Source organism: Corynebacterium sp. CNCTC7651, from assembly GCF_021496665.1.
Lineage (GTDB): Bacteria > Actinomycetota > Actinomycetes > Mycobacteriales > Mycobacteriaceae > Corynebacterium.
Map to the genome: position 1 here is coordinate 642,987 of NZ_CP071246.1, position 19,449 is coordinate 662,435.

General features: G+C 64.3%; 16 protein-coding genes and 1 pseudogene. 6 read left to right on the forward strand and 11 right to left on the reverse strand.

All coding sequences use genetic code 11. The features are described from left to right. The first annotated feature begins 37 nt into the window (after positions 1-37). Positions 38-1,543, forward strand: coding sequence for a DASS family sodium-coupled anion symporter (locus tag JZY91_RS03175; protein ID WP_234948526.1), 1,506 nt, complete (start codon positions 38-40; stop codon positions 1,541-1,543). Here the strand turns inward: JZY91_RS03175 and JZY91_RS03180 are convergent, their stop codons facing one another. Next, complete coding sequence (locus JZY91_RS03180) at positions 1,544-1,930, reverse strand: hypothetical protein (protein WP_234948527.1); 387 nt, start codon at positions 1,928-1,930, stop codon at positions 1,544-1,546. Positions 1,931-1,969: 39 nt separating this feature from the next. On the opposite strand from JZY91_RS03180, the gene JZY91_RS03185 reads away from it, so the two are divergent. Both JZY91_RS03185 and JZY91_RS03190 read left to right on the forward strand, forming a co-directional pair. Continuing rightward, entirely contained in the window at positions 1,970-3,121 is a 1,152-nt protein-coding gene (locus tag JZY91_RS03185) for a YihY/virulence factor BrkB family protein (RefSeq protein WP_234948528.1), read from the forward strand. Positions 3,122-3,130: 9 nt separating this feature from the next. Continuing rightward, a complete protein-coding gene (locus JZY91_RS03190; RefSeq protein ID WP_234948529.1) occupies positions 3,131-4,015 on the forward strand; it encodes an SDR family oxidoreductase in 885 nt (294 codons plus the stop codon). A 3-nt stretch (positions 4,016-4,018) separates the two neighbouring features. On the opposite strand, the gene JZY91_RS03195 is transcribed toward JZY91_RS03190, so the two are convergent. The 3 genes and pseudogenes from JZY91_RS03195 to pth (JZY91_RS03205) form a co-directional block, all read right to left on the reverse strand. After that, a complete protein-coding gene (locus JZY91_RS03195; RefSeq protein WP_234948530.1) occupies positions 4,019-5,605 on the reverse strand; it encodes a peptide chain release factor 3 in 1,587 nt (528 codons plus the stop codon). 155 nt (positions 5,606-5,760) lie between these two features. Continuing rightward, positions 5,761-7,110: pseudogene (locus JZY91_RS03200) on the reverse strand (IS256 family transposase). A 134-nt stretch (positions 7,111-7,244) separates the two neighbouring features. After that, on the reverse strand, positions 7,245-7,829 hold the full coding sequence (gene pth, locus JZY91_RS03205; RefSeq protein ID WP_234948531.1) for an aminoacyl-tRNA hydrolase: 585 nt from the start codon (positions 7,827-7,829) through the stop codon (positions 7,245-7,247). On the opposite strand from pth (JZY91_RS03205), the gene JZY91_RS03210 reads away from it, so the two are divergent. Then, positions 7,828-8,736 (forward strand): nitronate monooxygenase family protein, encoded by a 909-nt coding sequence (locus JZY91_RS03210; RefSeq protein ID WP_234948532.1) that lies wholly within the window; start codon positions 7,828-7,830, stop codon positions 8,734-8,736. The two genes, pth (JZY91_RS03205) and JZY91_RS03210, sit on opposite strands and share 2 nt — an antisense overlap. Here the strand turns inward: JZY91_RS03210 and JZY91_RS03215 are convergent. Then, positions 8,733-9,548: a fumarylacetoacetate hydrolase family protein gene (locus tag JZY91_RS03215; protein ID WP_234948533.1), complete on the reverse strand. Its 816-nt coding sequence runs from the start codon at positions 9,546-9,548 to the stop codon at positions 8,733-8,735. The two genes, JZY91_RS03210 and JZY91_RS03215, sit on opposite strands and share 4 nt — an antisense overlap. A gap of 201 nt (positions 9,549-9,749) precedes the next feature. Between JZY91_RS03215 and JZY91_RS03220 the strand changes: the two genes are divergently transcribed. Further along, complete coding sequence (locus JZY91_RS03220) at positions 9,750-11,261, forward strand: HNH endonuclease signature motif containing protein (RefSeq protein WP_234948534.1); 1,512 nt, start codon at positions 9,750-9,752, stop codon at positions 11,259-11,261. Here JZY91_RS03220 and pth (JZY91_RS03225) read toward each other — a convergent pair. The 3 genes from pth (JZY91_RS03225) to JZY91_RS03235 form a co-directional block, all read right to left on the reverse strand. Beyond that, complete coding sequence (gene pth / locus JZY91_RS03225; protein WP_234948535.1) at positions 11,258-11,821, reverse strand: aminoacyl-tRNA hydrolase; 564 nt, start codon at positions 11,819-11,821, stop codon at positions 11,258-11,260. The genes JZY91_RS03220 and pth (JZY91_RS03225) overlap by 4 nt on opposite strands. Positions 11,822-11,839: 18 nt before the next feature. Beyond that, positions 11,840-12,517, reverse strand: coding sequence for a 50S ribosomal protein L25/general stress protein Ctc (locus JZY91_RS03230; RefSeq protein WP_234948536.1), 678 nt, complete (start codon positions 12,515-12,517; stop codon positions 11,840-11,842). Between the two features lie 167 nt (positions 12,518-12,684). After that, on the reverse strand, positions 12,685-14,043 hold the full coding sequence (locus JZY91_RS03235; RefSeq protein ID WP_234948537.1) for an MFS transporter: 1,359 nt from the start codon (positions 14,041-14,043) through the stop codon (positions 12,685-12,687). A 59-nt stretch (positions 14,044-14,102) separates the two neighbouring features. Here JZY91_RS03235 and JZY91_RS03240 point away from each other — a divergent pair, with 59 nt between their 5' ends. After that, positions 14,103-15,578, forward strand: a complete 1,476-nt coding sequence (locus tag JZY91_RS03240; RefSeq protein ID WP_234948538.1) for an NAD-dependent succinate-semialdehyde dehydrogenase — start codon at positions 14,103-14,105, stop codon at positions 15,576-15,578. A gap of 130 nt (positions 15,579-15,708) precedes the next feature. Here the strand turns inward: JZY91_RS03240 and JZY91_RS03245 are convergent, their stop codons facing one another. The 3 genes from JZY91_RS03245 to JZY91_RS03255 form a co-directional block, all read right to left on the reverse strand. Beyond that, on the reverse strand, positions 15,709-17,364 hold the full coding sequence (locus JZY91_RS03245) for an alpha-keto acid decarboxylase family protein (protein ID WP_234948539.1): 1,656 nt from the start codon (positions 17,362-17,364) through the stop codon (positions 15,709-15,711). After that, positions 17,361-18,401, reverse strand: a complete 1,041-nt coding sequence (locus tag JZY91_RS03250; RefSeq protein ID WP_234948540.1) for a histidinol-phosphate transaminase — start codon at positions 18,399-18,401, stop codon at positions 17,361-17,363. Before JZY91_RS03250 ends, JZY91_RS03245 begins: the two co-directional genes overlap by 4 nt. Before the next feature lie 70 nt (positions 18,402-18,471). Continuing rightward, positions 18,472-19,449, reverse strand: coding sequence for a ribose-phosphate diphosphokinase (locus JZY91_RS03255; protein ID WP_234948541.1), 978 nt, complete (start codon positions 19,447-19,449; stop codon positions 18,472-18,474).

Below are 19,449 nucleotides of genomic sequence, written 5' to 3' on the forward strand. Positions count from 1 at the left end.
TGGGTGGTACCACCACTTTTCGTCGAGGAGGTACCCCGTGTCTACGGCAACCACCACCGCTGCCGCTCCAACCGCCGACAAACCGAAAGAACGCTCGGCTGGGAAAAACATCGCGTTCTTCCTTTCTTTTGCCGCTTTGATCGCGGTGCTGCTTATCCCCATCCCGGGCCTTGACTGGCCCGGGAAGATCGCGCTCGCCATGCTCGCCTTCGCGGTCATCATGTGGGTGTCCGAAGCAGTGTCTTACCCGGTCAGCGCCGTAATGATCGTCGGCCTGATCTCACTGCTCCTGACATTCGCCCCGGACCCTGAGAATCCGGGGCAGATCGTCGGCTCGAAGACCGCGCTGAACACCGCGATGACGGGCTTCTCCTCCTCCGCCGTCGCGCTTGTCGCCGCCGCCCTCGCCCTGGCCACAGCCATGCAGGCAACCGGCCTGCACCGCCGACTCGCGCTTTACGTGCTGAAGTTCGCGGGCGAGAAGGTCTCCCACATCGTCATTGGCGCGATCGTGATCTCGATCATCCTGGCGTTCTTCGTCCCATCGGCCACCGCTCGCGCCGGCGCCGTCGTCCCGATCCTTCTGGGCATGGTCGCAGCCTTCGGCCTGCCCACGGACTCGAAGCTCTCCGCCCTCCTCATCATCACCGCCACGCAGGCTGTCTCGATCTGGAACGTCGGTATCAAGACCGCCGCCGCGCAGAACCTCGTCGCCGTCGGCTTTATCGAGGATCAGATGGGGCAAACCATCTCGTGGGGCCAGTGGTTCCTCTGGGCGGCACCGTGGTCCGTGCTCATGTCCATCGCGCTCTACTTCATCATGCGCTGGGCCATCAAGCCGGAAACTGAGTCCATTACGGGCGGAAAAGAGCTCGTCGAAAAGCAAATTGCGGAGATGGGGCCGATGACCGGCGCGGAGAAGCGCCTCACCGCCATCGCCGTTGCCCTGCTGTTCTTCTGGGCCACCGAGGACGTGCTGCACCCGATCAGCTCCGCCATCATCACCTTGGTCGCCGTCGGCATCATGCTGCTGCCGGGCATCGGTGTGATGACGTGGAAGTACGCTCAGGAGAAGATCAACTGGGGCACGCTCATCGTGTTTGCCGCCGGCATCTCGCTCGGCTCGTTCCTGCTGAAGACGGGCGCGGCAGCGTGGCTGTCCGAGGTCACGTTCGGCGCCATCGGCTTGGACAACCTGCCGATCCTGGCGACGATCGCGCTGGTCTCCCTCTTCAACATCATCATCCACCTGGGCTTCGCCTCCGCCACCTCGCTCGCGTCCGCGCTGATCCCGGTGTTCATCGCGCTGGCCGCGACGCTGGATGCGCCCAACGGCGGCGTCGGCTTCGTGATCATCCAGCAGTTCGTGATCTGCTTCGGCTTCCTGCTCCCGGTGTCCGCGCCGCAGAACATGCTGGCCTACGGTACGGGCGCGTTCACGCCGCAGCAGTTCCTGCGCACCGGTATCCCGCTGACCATCGTGGGCTACCTGCTGATTCTGCTCCTGTCCGCAACGTATTGGAACTGGATCGGGCTGGTCTAGCTAGCCCAGCACCAGCCCCAGGTGAATACTCCCCAGCTCGTGCTCACCCGGCCCCGCCGGCAGCGCCTGCAGCTCGTGAGCCGTGGCAGGGGAGACTGGGATGATCCAGCCCTGGTGCGGATCCAGCACCGGGGCTATCGCGCTTTTCGACGGCACAAAGGTCACAGCCCGTTCGCCCTCTGACACCAACTGCACCGCGCCCCGCAGGTACCTGATCTCTTCCAGCGCCGCCGGCGTGGTGGAGAGAATGACAAGCTTCTCGTCCGTATCCGGGGAGAGGTTCGCGGTGTGGACGTGCAATTCTTGCACTTCCACACGCTCGAACTGTGTCGGCATCTCCACCAGTTGTTCGCGCCCAGTGCCCCGCAGCCAGTCCATAAAACCCATGCGCGCGAGTGTAGCCACCAGCCCCCTAAAGTAATGGTCATGCCGGAACCACAGCCCGACCAACCCCAAGAATCCATCTCCTATCGCGCCGAGCTCATCATGCCCTACGGCGTGGGCGAGGTGGACCTTGTGCCGCCCGAGGCGAAGACGGTGGACCCGCTCGCTCGCGGCAACCGACTGTCGTGGCCGGGGTGGAAGCTGGTGTTCAAGCGGCTGGTGGCGGATTGGGGCACGGACGGCATGGTGGACCGCGGCGCCACCTTGACGTATTACTCCGTGCTTTCCGTCGCGCCGATGCTGCTTGCGGCATATTCAATCGCCACACTCCTGTTGCGGCGCGAGGAGGATGCCGCCAGCTCGCTGATGGCGGACGTGATCCACACGTACGTCCCGGAAGAGCTGCAGCCCCAAGCTTTTGAGCTGTTTTCAAACATTGTCGGCACCGCGGCGCAAAGCACGGTCGCCCTGGTGGTGTCACTGCTCATTTCGCTGCTGTCCGCTTCTGCATACGTGCGCTCCTTCTCCCGCAACGCCAACTTGATCTACGGCCGCACCGAGGGCCGCAACATCGTCATCACGTGGCTCACCATGTGGGTGATCACGCTGGTGATGGTGGTCGGCGCCGTCATCATCCTCCTCGGCGCGCTGCTCACCGACAACATTGTTCAAGCGGTATTGGGCCCAATTGCTGAACCGTTGAAGCTCCAGGGCACGCTGGACTACCTCACCGGCATCTTCCTCCCGGTATGGGCGTACCTGCGCGGCCCGGTGATCCTCTTCACCGCGATTGCTCTGGTCAGCGTGCTCTACTACCTTGCGCCGAACGTGAAGCCGGGCAAGTTCCGGCTGCTCACGCTTGGCTCCACCCTCGCGCTGACCGTAGTGATCCTCATCTGGGTGGCTTTCAGCTGGTACCTCAGCTACGTCGGCATCCGCTCCACCTACGGCGCGTTCGGAACCGTGCTGGCCATCCTGGGCCTTGTCTGGGTGATGAACATCGTGCTCCTGGAAGGCGTGAAGATCGACGCGGAGGTGCTGCGCGCCAAAGAAATCCAGGCTGGCATCGATTCCTCCCGCGTCATCCACGCAGCCCCGCGTTCCAACGCGGGTGCCGCGTGGCGTCTCCAGCTTGAGCGGTGGATTGGTAAGTCCGTCAAAGAGCTGGAGGCACGCCGCGACCAGCACGAGTAGTGTGGCCGCATGGCACTTATTGATCCCCGCACGAAGTACCCAGCAGAGTTTCCCAAGGAAGACCGCCAGGAAAACCCGGGCCTCGATGTAGCAATGACCACCGAGCCTGACCTCGGTCTTTCTACCTACAAGGGCTCCGGCAAGCTTGCCGGCCGCCGCGCCCTCATCACCGGCGGCGATTCCGGCATCGGCGCCGCCACCGCCATCGCGTTTGCTCGCGAGGGCGCTGACGTCGCCATCGCGTACCTCCCGGAGGAGCAGGAAGACGCAGACCGCATCATCGCCGCGATCGAAGAGGCCGGCCAGAAGGCAGTCGGCATTCCGGGCGACCTTACGGACCGCGAAACCTGCAGGACCACCGTCGAGCGCGCTGTCGAGGAGCTGGGCGGCCTGGACCTCCTGGTCAACAACGCCTCCCGCCAGGTGTACAACGAGGGGCTGCTGGACATTTCCGACGAAGACTTCGACGCCACCATGAAGACCAACATCTACTCGGCCTTCTACGTGACCAAGCAAGCCGTGCCGCACATGCCGCCGGGATCGTCCATCATCTTCTCCACGTCCATCCAGGCGTACGACCCGTCGCAGCCCCTGCTTGACTACGCCATCACGAAGGCGGCGTTCAACAACTTCGCTAAGGGCCTGTCCGGCGAGCTGCTGAAGGAGAAGGGCATCCGCGTCAACGCCGTGGCACCGGGCCCGATCTGGACCGTCATCCAACCGGCGGAAGGCCAGCCGCAGGAGAAGGTGGACAAGTTCGGCCAAGACTCCGACATGGGTCGCCCCGGCCAGCCCGCGGAGCTCGCAGGTGCGTACGTGTTCCTCGCTTCCGAGGACGCGTCTTACATCTCCGGCGAGACCCTCGCCGTCACCGGAGGCCGCCTCACGCCGTAGCGCCTAGTCCGCTACCAGCGGCTCCATGGTGAGCTCGGGGTGCTCCTTTTCGACGAAAGCTAGCTTCCACTTATCGCCGAAGAGCGCGATGAGCTCGCCGTCCGAGCGCGTGAAGATCTCCACGCCGCGCTGGCGCCCGAGTTCGGGCGCGCTCTCCGCATCCGTGCGGCGGGCGACGGAGTAGGGTACGGGCTCCGTAATGGTCTCCACGTTGTACTCCAGCTCCATGCGCGCCTGCATGACCTCGAACTGCATGGGGCCGACGGCAGCCATGATCGGTGCGGCATCGCCGCGTGCGTCGTTACGCAGGATCTGCACCACGCCTTCCGCGTCCAGCTGGTCGAGGCCCTTGCGGAACTGCTTGTACTTGCCCAGGGACTTCGCGCGCAGCGTGCGGAAGTGCTCCGGCGCGAACTGCGGCATCGGTGGGTACTGCACCTTCTTGCCCGCGTAAATCGTGTCGCCAGGTGCAAGCGCACCCGCGTTCACCAGGCCGATGATGTCGCCCGGGTAGGCCGTCTCCACGGTATCGCGGGTGCGGCCGAAGACGGTCAGGGCGTACTTCGTGGAAAAGCCACGGCCGGACTGCGCGTGCGTCACCTGCATGCCCCGGTCGAACTCGCCGGACACCACGCGCATGAACGCGAGGGTGTCGCGGTGGTTGCGGTCCATGCCTGCTTGGACTTTGAAGACGACTCCGGAGAAATCGTCGTCAAGCGAGCGGCCCTCGCGCGACTGCGGTGCCGGGGCGATGGCGCAGAGCGTGTCCAGGATCTGGTGCACGCCAAAGTTCAGCATCGCGGAAGCGAAGATGATGGGGGAGGTGATGCACTGCTCGAAGAGCTGCTGGTCGTGCACGGCGCCGTCGTCAAGCAAAAGTGCAGCTTCCTCGACTGCGGTGTCCCACGCGTCACCCTCCTTCGCGGCGGCTTCGTCGGGGGAGAAGTGCTCCTCGGGTGCGATGGTGGAGCCGCCCGCGGTGCGGATAAAGTGCACGTACCCGTCCACCTCACCGTCCTCGCTGACGTGGGCCAGCCCGCGGAAATCGCCGGCCTCGCCCACCGGCCAGTAGAGCGGGGTGGGCTGGAGGTCGATTTCGGTAACAATTTCATCCACCAGCTCCAACGGCTCGCGGCCGATGCGGTCCCACTTGTTAATCACCGTGACAATCGGCAAGCCGCGCGCCTTGCACACGCGGAACAACTTGAGGGTCTGCGGCTCGAGGCCCTTCGCCGCGTCAATCAGCATCACGGCGGCGTCGACGGCGGAGAGCACGCGGTAGGTGTCCTCGGAGAAGTCGGCGTGGCCCGGGGTATCAACCAGGTTGATCACAAACGGCTCGCCCTCGTGGCCCTCCGGTGAGTACTCGAACTGCAGGGCGGACGACGCGATTGAGATACCGCGGTCTTTCTCCATTTCCATCCAGTCCGACACCGTGGACTTGCGCCCAGCCTTGCCGTGCACCGCTCCGGCCTCTGAAATCATGTGCGCGTGCAGCGCCAGCGCCTCCGTCAACGTCGACTTACCGGCGTCCGGGTGGGCGATGACGGCGAACGTGCGGCGGCGGTTGGCTTCGGCGAGGGTGCTCATAACCTTGCGATTCTACGTACCATCGGCCGCATGGCTGTTATCGGTGTATTTCTTGGTTCCGTGCGCGACGGCCGATTTGGCGAGTCCGTGGCGCAGTAGTACAACCACTCCGTGCCGGGCGAGAGTGTCCGATTGTTTGTGTGCGGGGGCTTGGTTTACACGTAGTCCGCGAATCGGTCGGGGTATGCCACGGCTAGTTGGTTGATGGCTTGTTTCCACCCGGTGGCTTTCGCCCCTTCAATATAGCCGTTGCACTCAGTTGCCCGTTTCGCCTTCTTCGCACGCTGGGCGGCACGCTTGTCTTCGATGTTGCAGATCATCAACCACAGCGTCTTCAGCGCCGCAGTGTCGTTCGGGAACTGGCCCCGGTTGCGGGTGGCTTTCCGCAATTCCGCGTTGAGCGACTCGATGGAGTTCGTGGTGTAGAGCACCCGGCGGGCTGCCGGCGGGAACTGCAGAAACGGCACGAACCGATCCCACGCGTCGCGCCATACCTTCACCGACTGGGGGTAGCGCCGCCCAAGTTCAGATGCTTCGAACGCGTCTAGGGCGGCGCGCGCGGTGTCTTCGTTGGGTGCGGTGTAGACCTCCCGCAGTGCGCTGGAGACGGGTTTGCGGTCCTGGTAGGACACCCACCTGTTCGCCGCCCGAATCAGGTGCACGATTCAGGTCTGCACCATGGAACTCGGCCAGGTTGCCTCCACCGCCTCGGGCAGGCCCTTGAGCCCGTCGCAGCAGACGATGAACACGTCCTGCACCCCACGGTTTGCAAGGTCAGCGCACACGGACGCCCAGAATGCGGCACCTTCGGTATCGGCGATCCACAAGCCCAGGATGTGTTTGATGCCGTCCATGTCCACACCGACGGCCATGTAGCAGGACTTGTTGACCACGCGGTGGCCGTCGCGGATCTTGACCCGCAACGCGTCGAGGAAGATCACCGGGTAGAACTCATCTAACTGGCGGTTCTGCCAGATCATCACCTCATCGAGCACCGCGTCGGTGATCGTGCTGATGGTATCCGGGCTCATATCCACACCCAGGGTGGTTGCAAGGTGATGCTGGATATCGCGCACGGTCATCCCACCCGCGTACAGGGAGATGATCATGTCATCGAGCTCGGTGAGCCGGCGAGCGCCCTTGGGCACCATCTGCGGCCGGAACGTGCCCGCCCGATCCCTGGGCACGGTCACTTCCAGCGGACCGTAGCCGGAATCCACGGTCTTGGTGTACGACCCATTGCGGTGGTTACCACCACCCCGGGCATCGACCTGGGCTTTGGCTTTGCGGTCGGAGTGCTCGTAGCCCAAATGAGCATCCATCTCCGCCTGCAGGCCAGCGTTGATCGATGCTTGTAGAAGACCCTTCACCAGCTCGCTGGCGTCATCGGTGGAGGTGGAGAGCTCCCCGATGAGCTTAGCGAGCTCGGGGTTATTCATCAGCTTCTCGCTGATCGCGTTGACCCTCGACGGGTCATAGCCTTTCTTTGGTGACACCGTAGTCATTATCGGTGAAACTCCATTCAGATCAGAGCCTCACACACAAAACTCCTGACACCCTCTGCCGGGCACCAGGAAGAACGCGTTCGACTCCTTTTACAGCGAATGGCTGGCCAAGCCTGTGGCGTTCGTCAGCTCAGCTAACGCGCTGCGTGGATCTCGTTCTGCGCCTTAGTGAGCCCCTCGCTGACGATCAGGCGCACCGCCTCGGCGGCGAGGTCAATGTTTTCCTCGCCGCTCACCGGCCCCAGCACCCAATCCGGCACTGCCACCCCTTGCGGCGGCCGCCCGATGCCGACGCGCACCCGCACGTAGTCGCGCGTGCCCAGCTGCTCCGTCAGCGACTTCAGCCCGTTGTGGCCGTTCTCGTTCCCGCCGAGCTTCACGCGCACCTTGCCCGCAGGCAGATCTAGCTCGTCGTGCACCACAATGATGCGCTCCGGCGCGATCCCCAGCGGCGCGATCGCCTCGCCGGAGGTGTTCATGTAGGTCGTCGACCTCGCGTACGCCACTCCGTCACGCACCGCCACCTGCACCGGCACGCCGCGCACTCGCTCAAGCGTCAAACCATCCAGCAGCTGATCCACCGTCATGTAGCCCACGTTGTGCTTCGTGGCCTCGTACTTGGCGCCGGGGTTGCCCAGGCCAACCACCAGCCACTCCGCGTCGATGGGCTGGGGCTTTTGTCGTCGCAAGAATCCGAACACGCCCCATAATGTACCCATGCCCGTAACTCTGCCCCGCGCCGTCGCCGCGCCCATGGCCGGCGGCCCCACTACGCCCGCACTGGTCAATGCCGTCACCTTCGGCTTCCTCGCCCTCGGCACCTGCTCCGCCGCCGAAGCCCGGGAGTGGCTCGCCGCCTGCCGCGCACCGTTCGGCGCGAACCTCTTCCTTCCGCAGCCGGAGCCCTTGCTTGCCGACGTTCACTCCACCGCCACCAAGCTCAACAAAGACATCCCCAAAGCTGATGCGACCTCTGGTTTTGCCGAGAAGTTCGCTGCGGTTCTCGAGGTGGCCCCTGCCATCGTCTCCTCCACGTTCGGCTGCTTCACGGATGCGCAGATTGCGCAGCTGCACGAGTTCGGATCAGAGGCGTGGGCGACCGTGACCACCACCGAGGAAGCGGAAACCGCAATCACCCGCGGCATTGACGGCCTCATCGTCCAAGGGCCGCTCGCTGGCGGCCACCGCGGCACGTGGTCGCCTACCGCCGAGCCGGGTACGGATAGCCTCGAGACCCTGCTCGGTTCAATCATCCCGCTGGGCAAACCGGTGATTGCTGCGGGCGGGGTGAGGTCTAAAGCGGACGTCGATAAGCTTCTTGCCCTCGGTGCGACGAGCGTCGCATGCGGGACTGCCTTCCTGCTCGCGCGGGAAGCGGGGACCTCCGCGAGGAACCGCGAACTGCTGCGTTCCAGCCGTCCCGACGTGCTGAGCCGGGCGTTCTCTGGACGTTGGGCCCGCGGAATCGAAACCGAGTTCACGCGCACGCACCCGGACTTGCCCTGGGTGTACCCCTATTTGCGGCCGATGACCTCGGAGAATGACTACTGCCTCGTCGGCGCGGACCGCGGCGAACTCATGGAGGCGCCGGCAGCGGACATCGAGACCATGTTGAGTGGTTACTAAACCACGCGCGTGGTGTTCTCGATCGCGCCCAGTCCGTCGATCTCCACCCGCACCGTCTCGCCGTTCTGGATGTAGCGCTTCGGGTCGCGCGCGTGCCCAACGCCGTCCGGCGTGCCCGTGGCAATCACATCGCCCGGCTCCAGCGGGTAGATGTGCGAGATGAACTCGATCAGCTTCGCGGGGCTAAATACCAGGTCATCGGTGGGGGAGTGCTGCATGATTGTGCCCTCCAGCGTCGTCGTGATCGCGGGACCCGGCTGCCATTCCGTATCCAGCCACGGGCCGAACCCAGCCGTCTTTTCCAGCGATTTGCCCTGGTGCCACTGCTGCGTGCGCTTCTGGTACCCGCGCTGCGTGTAGTCGTTGATTACGGCGTACCCAGCGATGTATTCCGCCGCATCCGCCTCAGCCACGTGCCGCGCCCGCTTGCCGACGATCACCGCAAGCTCACCTTCAAAGTCCAACGTATCCGCATTGAACGCGGGCACCTCGACATTGTCGTACGGGCCGATCAGCGCCTCGGGAAACTTGATGAACAGCGTCGGCACATCCGGCCTCTCGTGCCCCATCTCATCGATGTGCTTCGCATAATTCAATCCGACACAAATGATCTTGCCCGGCCGGGGAATCACCGGCGCGAAATCCCTGGGGGAGGGGGTCAGCTCCGTGCCGTCGACAAGCGCGAGCTCCTGCCAAGAATCTTGGGCAAGGAGCGTGCCGACGTCCGGATAATTAAGCGCGATCGCCGTCCCATCGCTGGTCATGCGGGCGGCGGTGGTGCCTGTGGCGGTGCGAAGTGTTGCAAGTCTCATGCCAACTCAGCGTAGCGCGTGTGTTCGATTGTTGCGCCGATGGCGGGTTGGGGACGTGTTCTAGAGTTCTGGATATCGTGCCCGGCCTAGTGGTGGAGACGTAGAACGTAGTATCTAAACGAGTAAGAAAAAATATGGCTGGAGTATTGCGTGTCGAACACTATATCTATATGATGTGTGGTAACGGAAAGGGGGGATTGTATGGTCACCACAGTGAAACTGGCGCCGCGCTTTCGCACGCAGCGCCCAGGAGACGCGGAAGCTGCGGCTGGGCAACTGGCGCGTGATGCCCACTGGGCCGTCTTCTCCCGTTACGCGCAACCCGGCGCCACTGTAGAAGACCTGGAGCTTGAAGTTGCCCGCATCATGTCCGCCACCCGCTGGGGCAAAGGCATGATTGAGCAGGGGATTCTTTCGCACAGCCGCCTGCAGTCCCTGCCGCTGCTTCGGGAGCTCCAGGCAGAAACAAAGGTGCTCGACTTCAGTCACCTGTGCGCTATCGATGGGGTCTTGAATGAGCTTGGCCCGGACGTGACGGAGGAGACCCTCCAGGAGTTCGATGTCATGCTGGCGCGCACGTTCACCCCCACGCGCGTTGACCAAGAGCTGCCGCACCGCGCCACGGTGACAAAGCGCATGCGGGACATCATCAAACGCCTCGATCCCTCCCGCGCCTATGACCCGAAAAAGCGTAAGCGTCGCACCGGCGAGGCAGCGGACGAAGTAACTTTCGAAACCTTCATCGCCGGCGGGGCCGCGCGCGGAATGATGCAGCTGCTCACCAACTCGGTGAGCGCGTACCGCATCAAGCAACACCTCCTGGCCACGGCTCGCGAGCATTCGGTGTCAATGCCGGAGGCGGCGATCAAGTTGCTGACGGGTGAGATTGAAGCGTCGTCACGCGTGGCGCTCCAAATCTTCGCGCCGAGGGACAGGAAAGCCGGCGAGCCAGCGTATATTCCCGGCTTTGGATGGACAGGTCCGGACGACACTGTTGTGCTGGATGAGTGGCTGAACAGGGTTAACCCGAAAGTTGTGGACCTGGACGAGATATCTCAGCAGACCACCGAGGCGTACAAACCCACACCTGCAATGCGCGCAGCTGTCGTCGCACGAGACGGTACGTGCATTTTCCCAGGCTGTCGGCGGCCAGCCGAGAACTGCCAGCTTGACCACCGGATCCCCTTCGATGAAGGCGGCGCCACCACGCCGTCCAACCTGTTTGCCCTGTGCCAGACGCACCATAACTGCAAAACCGATCATCGTGCGTATTACATCCGGGACCCGGAAACGGGTGAAGTGGTGTGGCTCTTTGCGGACGGCACCTACGAAATCGTCAAACCCGATGGAATCCTGGACCAAGTCACGCCGACCTGCCCGCAGTGGCGCACCAGCCTGGAAGGTGCGCGCCGCAACCGCGCTCTATCTGCAGAATTCCACGCGAAAGGACACAAGATCCTCGATGATTTTGAGGTGGACCTTGACCTAGGGCGCGCGGAACAGCGTATCGCGGCACTGGAAAAGGAATACGGGATGGACTTTCCAATCAAAGCCACGCTGCCGGAAGTTCCCCCAATCCCGGAGGAACCTGACTTTGAGGAACCGCCGTACCCGGACCGCCAATTGCACGATCCGGAGTCGCTACCGCCGGAAAGCAACGTGGAGGAACTCCTGGCGCGCTTACTGTACAAACACCCGGGTTGGGCGGCCTAACGCGAAACCTCGCCGACCAGCACATCGGCCGCGTCCGCCACAGCGATCGCCAAATCCACCTGCTCTTTCGCACCGAAGGGTTTCAGCACATAGTCTGCCGGTGCCATCCGCCCAGGCGGGCGGCCGATCCCCACCGCCACCTTGTGGTACGGCTTCCCGCCAAGGGACTTGGTCACGGACTTCAGCCCGTTATGGCCATGATCGCCCCCGCCCAGGCGGAGCTTCACTTCGCCAAGCTCCAAATCCAACTCGTCGTACACCACGTACAGATCACCAGGCGCGACGCGGAAATAATCCATCAGTGCCTTCACTGGCCCCCCGGACAAGTTCATAAACGCCCGCGTCCGCGCGAGCACCACCTGACGCCCAGGCACCAAGCGGCCTGCAGCCAGCTCCGCCACCTCAGTATTTGTGCGCTTATGCGCAGACAGCAAAGCCGGCATGGGGGTGACTCGGGAGCACAGCTCCTGGATCACCACCACACCGGCATTGTGGCGCGTGGCCTCGTATTGGGGGCCCGGGTTACCCAGGCCAACGATGAGCGCGGGGGAGTCAGACATGGCTCCCCATGCTAGCGCTTACTCGGAAGCGCCCTCGTCGCCCTCGCCACCATCGGCGATCTCAACGTCGTGCGGGTTGTCGGCGTCAGCACCAGCCTCAGCGCCGCCTTCCTCAGCGTCCTCTGCAGCGGCCTCGAGCTCCTCGTCAACCTGCTCGAAGGTGACGTTGACCAGCAGGGTCTCCGGGTCGGAGAGCAGCTCTGCGCCAGCCGGCATGGTGATGTCGGATGCGAAGATCTGGTCGCCGATCTCCTTGCCCTCGATGGAAACGGTGATCTCGTCCGGAATCTGCAGCGCGTCGACCTCGATCTCGAGCTCGGTGACTTCCTGCAGCACCACAGCGTCGTCAGCGGCCTCGCCCTCGGTGACAACCGGGACGGAGACGGTGACCTTCTCGCCGCGCTTGATGCCCAGCAGGTCGATGTGGTCGATCTCCAAGGTGAGCACGTTCTGGTCGATGTACTTCACCATGGACAGCAGCTTGTCGCCGTCAACCTCGAGCTCGAGGATGGCGTTTGCGCCGTCGTTACGCACAAGCGCGGTCATCTCGATGCGGTCCACGGCGAAGTGCACGTTCTCCATACCGGACTCGTACAGCACGCCCGGGATCTTGCCGTCGCGGCGCAGGCGGCGGGCGGAACCCTTACCGAACTCTTCGCGCTTCTCTGCCTTAATAACGGGAGGGGTGGTAGCCATAATGGTCTCCTTCTTGGTTTCGAAGGGCCGCTTGCTTTACGACGAAAGCCTGCGACCACTTAACGGTTCTGTGCTCGTCGAGTGATCGCAGGCCGCAAAGAATACGCAGGTCTGTGATGCAAGAATCGCGCCGATAACGGCCCAGTCAAGGGCCCTCGCCGAGACTGCTACATCCTAACAGCGGGCTGTTGCCACACAAAATGTCCTTGGGCCTGCAGCGCCTCGTGCTCGTGGCCGAGCGGGATGCCCTTGCGTTCGCGCATGAGCAGGGAGACCGCGAGGCCGATAAGGGTCATCGCCATTAGGTACACCGTGATCGCTCGAGTGCTGCCGGTGGCCTCGTACAGGCTGGCGGCGATCGTCGGGGCGAACGCGCCGCCGAGGATTGCACCGAGCGCGTAGCTGATAGAGGCGCCCGAGGCGCGGACTGATGCAGGGAAGAACTCCGCGTACAGCGCCGCGATCTGACCGTAGGACAGGCCTAGACCCAGCGACAGGAAGATCAGTGCAACGTAGATCTTAGGTACTTCGCCGGTATCCACCAGCGGGAACAGCACCGCCACGCCAATAGCCTGCACGATGAAGCCCAGGGTGAGGGTGCGGGTGCGCCCCATGCGGTCGGACAGCCAGCCGGCAAAGGCGGTGCTAAGCATCCACGTCGCGGCCGAGGCGGTGACCGCCCAGAGGATGTCGCCGCGCGGGACCGCCAGTCCGTCCGGATTGGTCACGTAATTCTGCACGTAGCCGCCGGTAGTCATGTAACCCACCGCATTGTTCGCCGCGAAGGCCAGCGCGGCTGCCAGCACGAGCGGGAAGTGCCGCTTGAACAGCGCGCCCACGGGGTTGGTGGTCTCGTGTGAGCGGTCCTGCGCCATCTCGGCGTACACGGGGGATTCCTCGACACCGGTGCGAATCCACCAGCCCAGCAGCATCAGCAGGAAGGAGAACAGGAACGGCACGCGCCACCCCCACTCCACGAAGGCATCGCCAGGCGCCACCATATTCATCACGGCAAGGGCACCGGAGGACAGCAGGAGACCGGCAGGCGCGCCCACCTGCGGTCCTGCACCGTAGAGCCCACGCTTATCGACGGGCGCATGTTCCACCGACATGAGCACAGCCGAACCCCATTCACCTCCGGCCGAAATGCCCTGGATGATGCGCAGCAGCACAAGGGCAGCTGGAGCGAGCCAGCCGATTTGCGCGTACGTGGGCAGCAGGCCGATGAGCGTGGTGGCCAGGCCCATGGAGAACAGCGTCACCATCAGCACGGTGCGGCGGCCCACCTTGTCGGCGAAGTGGCCGGCCAGAATCGCGCCGAGGGGGCGGAACAGGAAGGACAGGCCGACGGTGAGGAAGCTGACAATGGTGGCCGCCGCGGGGCCGAGTGGGCCGAACATGACGGACTTGAACACCAAGCCGGCAACGGCAGCGTAAAGGAAGTAGTCGTACCACTCAATGGCGGTGCCGATGGTGGTAGCGGCGACGACGCGGCGGCGTTCGCTGCTGGATGTAGTGGCTGTCATGGCGGCCTTTCGGTTTCGAAGGAACGTCGGAAAGCATAATGCCCTGGTAAAACGGAGGAATGGATACCAAAGCACTTCTGAGCAAAGTAGAGACTCGACTGTTTATCGGCGGCGAGTGGGTAAACGGTACGGATGGGGAAACCTACGAGGTCCACAACCCCGCTACCGGCGAGCTGTTGGCCGTTATGGCTTCCGGCACGAAAGAAGACGCGGTGAAGGCCCTCGACGCCGCGGTTGCCGCGCGCCGCGAGTGGGAGCGCACCGCCCCGCGCACGCGTGCGGAGATCCTGCGTAAGGGCTATGACCTGGTGAAAGAACGCAAGGATGAGTTCGCTGCGCTGATGACCATGGAGATGGGCAAGTCCCTCACCGAGGCCAAGGGAGAGGTGGATTACGGCGCGGATTACCTGCTGTGGTTCTCGGAGGAGGCGAACCACTTCTTCGGAGACACGAACCACTACCCGGCCAAGCCGAACCGGATGCTGACGGTGCGCAAGCCGGTCGGCCCGTGCCTGTTGATCACGCCGTGGAACTTCCCGCTGTCCATGGCCACCCGCAAGATCGCGCCCGCGCTCGCGGCTGGCAACACGGTGGTGATCAAGCCGGCGAAGCTTACTCCGCTGACCATGCAGTACTTTGTGCAGACGATGGTGGAGGCCGGGGTGCCGGACGGCGTGATCAACATCGTTTCGGCCAAGTCCGCCTCCGACGTGTCTGGCCCGATCATGGCGGATCCGCGTTGCCGCAAGGTGTCATTTACCGGGTCGACACCGGTGGGCTCGAAGCTGATGGAGCAGGCGGCGGAGCACATTCTGCGCATTTCTCTCGAACTCGGCGGCAACGCGCCGGCGATTGTGTTCGCCGACGCGGATATTGATCTTGCGGTTGAGGGCGTGAAGGCGGCCAAGATGCGCAACATCGGCGAGGCATGCACGGCGGCGAACCGCATTCTGGTGCACGAATCGGTGGTGGATGAGTTCGCGGATAAATTCACCGCAGCGGTGAGCGCGATGAAGGTGGGAAACGGGCTGGAGGAAGGAGTGGAGGTCGGCCCCTTGGTCGAGGCCAGCGCCGTGGACCGGATGGAAGAGCTGGTGGCTGACGCGGTTGCCCGGGGCGGCGAGATTCTCACCGGCGGCAAGCGCATCGAGGGCGACGGCTTCTTCTTCGAGCCGACCGTGATCCGCGGTGCCTCCCGCGAAGCCCGCGTGTTCACCGAGGAGATCTTCGGCCCGATCGCGCCGATCTTCACCTTCGCTACCGAAGAGGAGGCGTGGGAGATGGCCAACGATACGGAGTACGGCCTGGCCTCCTACGTGTTCTCGGAGGACCCGGACATGCTGTGGCGCGCGTCCGACAACTTGGAGTTTGGTCTGCTCGGCTTCAACTCGGGTGTGATCTCGGATGCGTCGGTGCCGTTCGGCGGCGTGAAGGCATCGGGCCTGGGCCGTGAGGGCGCCCGCGAGGGCATGCTCGAGTACACCGAGGTGCAGATGATCGGTGTGCGCGACCCCTACGCGAGAGTTACCAAGTAAGGAGTGACCATGGCTTCCTCCGACCGCGAGCGGGCCCTCGAGGTCGCGGCGCCAAGAGCTCCGGCTACGGCGTGGAGTTCGGCGTCGAGGGCTTGAAGGCCCTCGGCCAGCCGCACGTGATCACGATCAACTAGGGGTTGCGGGGCCCGCGCGGACCGAAGTCGAACTCGGCCGTTGCGGGCCCGAACTTCTGCAGTCCGGCGGGTGCGTCGAACGGGTCGAGGTGGAGTTCGATGAAGGCGCCCCCGCGAACGTCGGCAAGCACCTGCTCCAGCTCGCCCTCGGTGCGCGCCTGGAATGTCTGCATCCCGGAGCCCGGCGCGAAAACTTCCACCAAGTCGGCGTACTTCCAATTGGCGACGTCGTTGTACTCGCGCTTCATGCCGAGGATGAAGCGCTCGATGGTGTAGCCGCGGTTGTTCACCAGGAAGATGATCGGTTCTTGGCCCTCGCGCAGGATCGTGGAGAGCTCTTGGACGGTGAGCTGGAAGGAGCCGTCGCCGATAAAGAGCAGGTGCCGGCGTTTTGGTGCCGCCATCTGGCTGCCCAGGAGTGCGGGGAGGGTGAAGCCGATCGAGCCCCAGATCGGAGAGTTGATGTACTGCACGCCGTCCGGCAAGCGGATGGGCCCGAGGCCGATGTTGGACGTGCCGGCCTCAGCGATGACGACGTCGCCCTCGCGGATGAATTCGCCGATCTGCTGCCACACGCGCGCCTGGGTGAGCGGGGCATCGGGCTGCGGGTGGAAGGGTTCGGGCTGGAAAGATGCACCTTCGATGGGCTGAACGGGCAGCGCCGCAACCACATCCTGCAGCACGTCGAGGGAGTTGATGCCCACGTAGAACTCACCGTCCATGCTGATGTGCTGGTTGCCGATGTTCACCACGTGATCCTCCGGGAGTTGGTGGGTGAAGCTGCCGGAATTCGCCTCAATGAAGCGCGGGTTGAAGGTGACCAGGAAGTCCGAGTTTTCCACCCGCTCGCGCACGCCGGGGGAGGACGCTTCGCCGTTGTAGGTGCCTAGGCACAGCGGGTGGCGCTCGCTGAGCAGCCCCTTGCCGGACGACATGTGTGCGTAGGGGATCCCGCGCTCTACCAGGGCTTCCAGCAGCGGCAGGAACCCGTGGCGGTCCGCATCCTGGTCCAGGAGCAGCACGGGGCGTTCCGCGGCGTCCAGCAGCGCGAGGATCTTGTGCACTGCTGCTTGCCGACGCTCACTATCACTACCCGGCAGCTCCCAATCAAACGGTGCGTCCGGGGCCTCGATCTCGAGGTGCGTGATGTCCGAAGGGATCTGGATGTGCACCGGGCGCTTCTCGCGCAGGCAGGCGCGCAGCGCGCGGTCCACCTCCTCGACCGCGTTCATGGGGAAGAGGCGGGTAGCCACCTCGGTGAAGGGGCTGATGGCGTCCAGCATGTTGGTGTAGTCGCCGTTTGCTAGGGAGTGGTGCAAGTTCCAGCGGTATTCGGTGGCGTACTGCGGGGGAGCGCCGGCGATAGACACCACCGGCACGTGCTCCGCGCGCGAACCCGCGATGCCGTTCAGGGCGGAGAGCTCGCCCACGCCGTAGGTGGTGAGCAGCGCGCCCACACCGCGCTGGCGGGCGTAGCCGTCTGCCGCGTACGCGGCGTTGAGCTCGTTGCAGGCGCCGACGAAGCGGATGCCGTCCGCTTCCTCGATCTGCTCCAGCCAGCTCAGGTTGAAATCGCCCGGCACGCCGATGATCTCGGTGATGCCGATGGCCTTGAGGCGGTCGATGAGGAACTCGCCGATAGTCATTTTCATTGCGTCTTCTCCCACGCCGCCATGCAGGCGTCCGCCTCAGCTTCGTTGGTCACGGTGATGCGGATACCCTCGTCAAAAGCGCGCACGAGCACGCCCGCATCCGCAAGCGCGGCGGCGAACTCCTGCGGCGTGGTGTTCAGCGCGCCTGCCGGCACCCACACGAAGTTGGTCTCCGAGTGCGGGGTGCCGGAGGCGGCGAAGAACTCCTCCAAGCGGTCGCGCTGCGCGCAGGTGGCGTCGACGCGGGCGGCGAGCTCGCTCTCAAGCGGCAGCGATGCCAGCGCACCCGCCTGCGCCGCGGTGCTGACGGAAAACGGCACGGCCACCTTGTTCAGGGCTGCGATGATGGGCTCCGGGCCAAAGGCGTAGCCCACGCGCGCGCCGGCGAGGCCGTACGCCTTGGAAAACGTGCGGAGCCCCACCACGTTGGGGTAGCGGGTGATCTCTTGCGTAGCGACGGGCGTGTCCTCAGCCCGGTTGTACTCGAAGTAGGCCTCATCCAGAGCGACGATCACGTCTGCCGGAACCTGCGCCATGAACTCGTTCCACACCTGTGTGGAGATGGTGGTGCCGGTGGGGTTGTTCGGGTTGCAGACGAATACCAGGCGGGTTTGCTCCGTGATGGCGGCGGCCATGGCGGGGAGGTCGAGCCCGTGGTCGCTGCCAAGCGGAACTGGCACCGGGGTCGCGCCGGCGATGCGGGCGAAGATGGGGTACGCCTCGAAGGAGCGCCAGGGGAACACCACCTCGTCCCCCGGGCCCGCGGCGGCGGTGACCAGCTGCTGGCACAGGGCCGAGGAGCCGGTGCCCACGGCCACCTGATCGAAGCTAACGCCAAGGTGCTCCGCGAGCGCAGTGCGGAGCTCGGCGACACCCATGTCCGGGTAGCGGTTCACGTCCGCGAGTGCGTCCACCATCGCCTGCGTCACGGTTGGCAGGGGTGCCTCGGCGCATTCGTTGGAGGAAAGTTTGACGGCTTGCTCATTGCGCGCGCCGGGAACATAGGCCGGCAGCTGGTCGAGATCGGGGCGGAACATGCGCCCTATCGTACGGCGCGACAAGGAACGCCACCAGCACGCCGGGGCCGGCGTAACCGGGCCACGTGTGTTACGCCTGGCCCTCAAACAGGGTGGTCACGGAGCCGTTCTCGAAGATCTCGCGGATGGTCTTCGCCAGAAGCGGGGCGATGGAGAGCACCGTGAGGTTCTTCCAGCCCTCGGTGTCCTGCGGCAGGGTGTCGGTGGTGATGACTTCCTCCGCGCCGCAGTCGTTCAAGCGCTCGCGCGCCGGGTCGGAGAACACGCCGTGGGTGCAGGCGATGACGACGGACTTGGCACCGGCCTCCTTCAGCACGCCGACGGCGCCGGCGATGGTGCCGCCGGTGTCAATCATGTCATCCATGAGGATGCAGTCCTTGCCCTCGACCTCACCGACCACGCGGTTGGACACGACCTTGTTCGCGGCGTCGATGTCGCGGGTCTTGTGCACGAACGCCATCGGGGCGTCGCCCAGCGAGTTCGCCCACTTCTCCGCGGACTTCACGCGGCCGGCGTCCGGGGAGACCACCACGAGGTTGTCCAGCGGGTACTTGGACTTGATGTAGTCCACCAAGATCGGCATTGCGTGCATGTGGTCCACCGGGCCGTCGAAGAAGCCCTGGATCTGGTCCGTGTGCAGGTCCACGGAGACAATGCGGTCCGCGCCGGCCGCGGTGAGCAGGTCGGCGATGAGGCGGGCGGAAATCGGCTCGCGGCCGCGGTGCTTCTTGTCCTGGCGGGCGTAGGGGTAGAACGGCAGGATCGCGGTGATGCGCTTGGCGGAACCGCGTTTCAGCGCATCAATCATGATGAGTTGCTCCACCAGCCACTTGTTCAGCGGCTGCGCGTGGGACTGCATGACAAAGCAGTCGGATCCGCGGACAGACTCCTCGAAGCGGATGAAGATTTCGCCGTTGGCGAAGTCCCGCGCCGTGGTCGGCACAAGGTCAATGCCCAACTCCTTGGCAACCGCCTCCGCGAGCTCTGGGTGAGCGCGGCCGGAGAAGACCTTGAGGTCCTTGTGGCTTTCAGTCGAGTAACCAGTCAT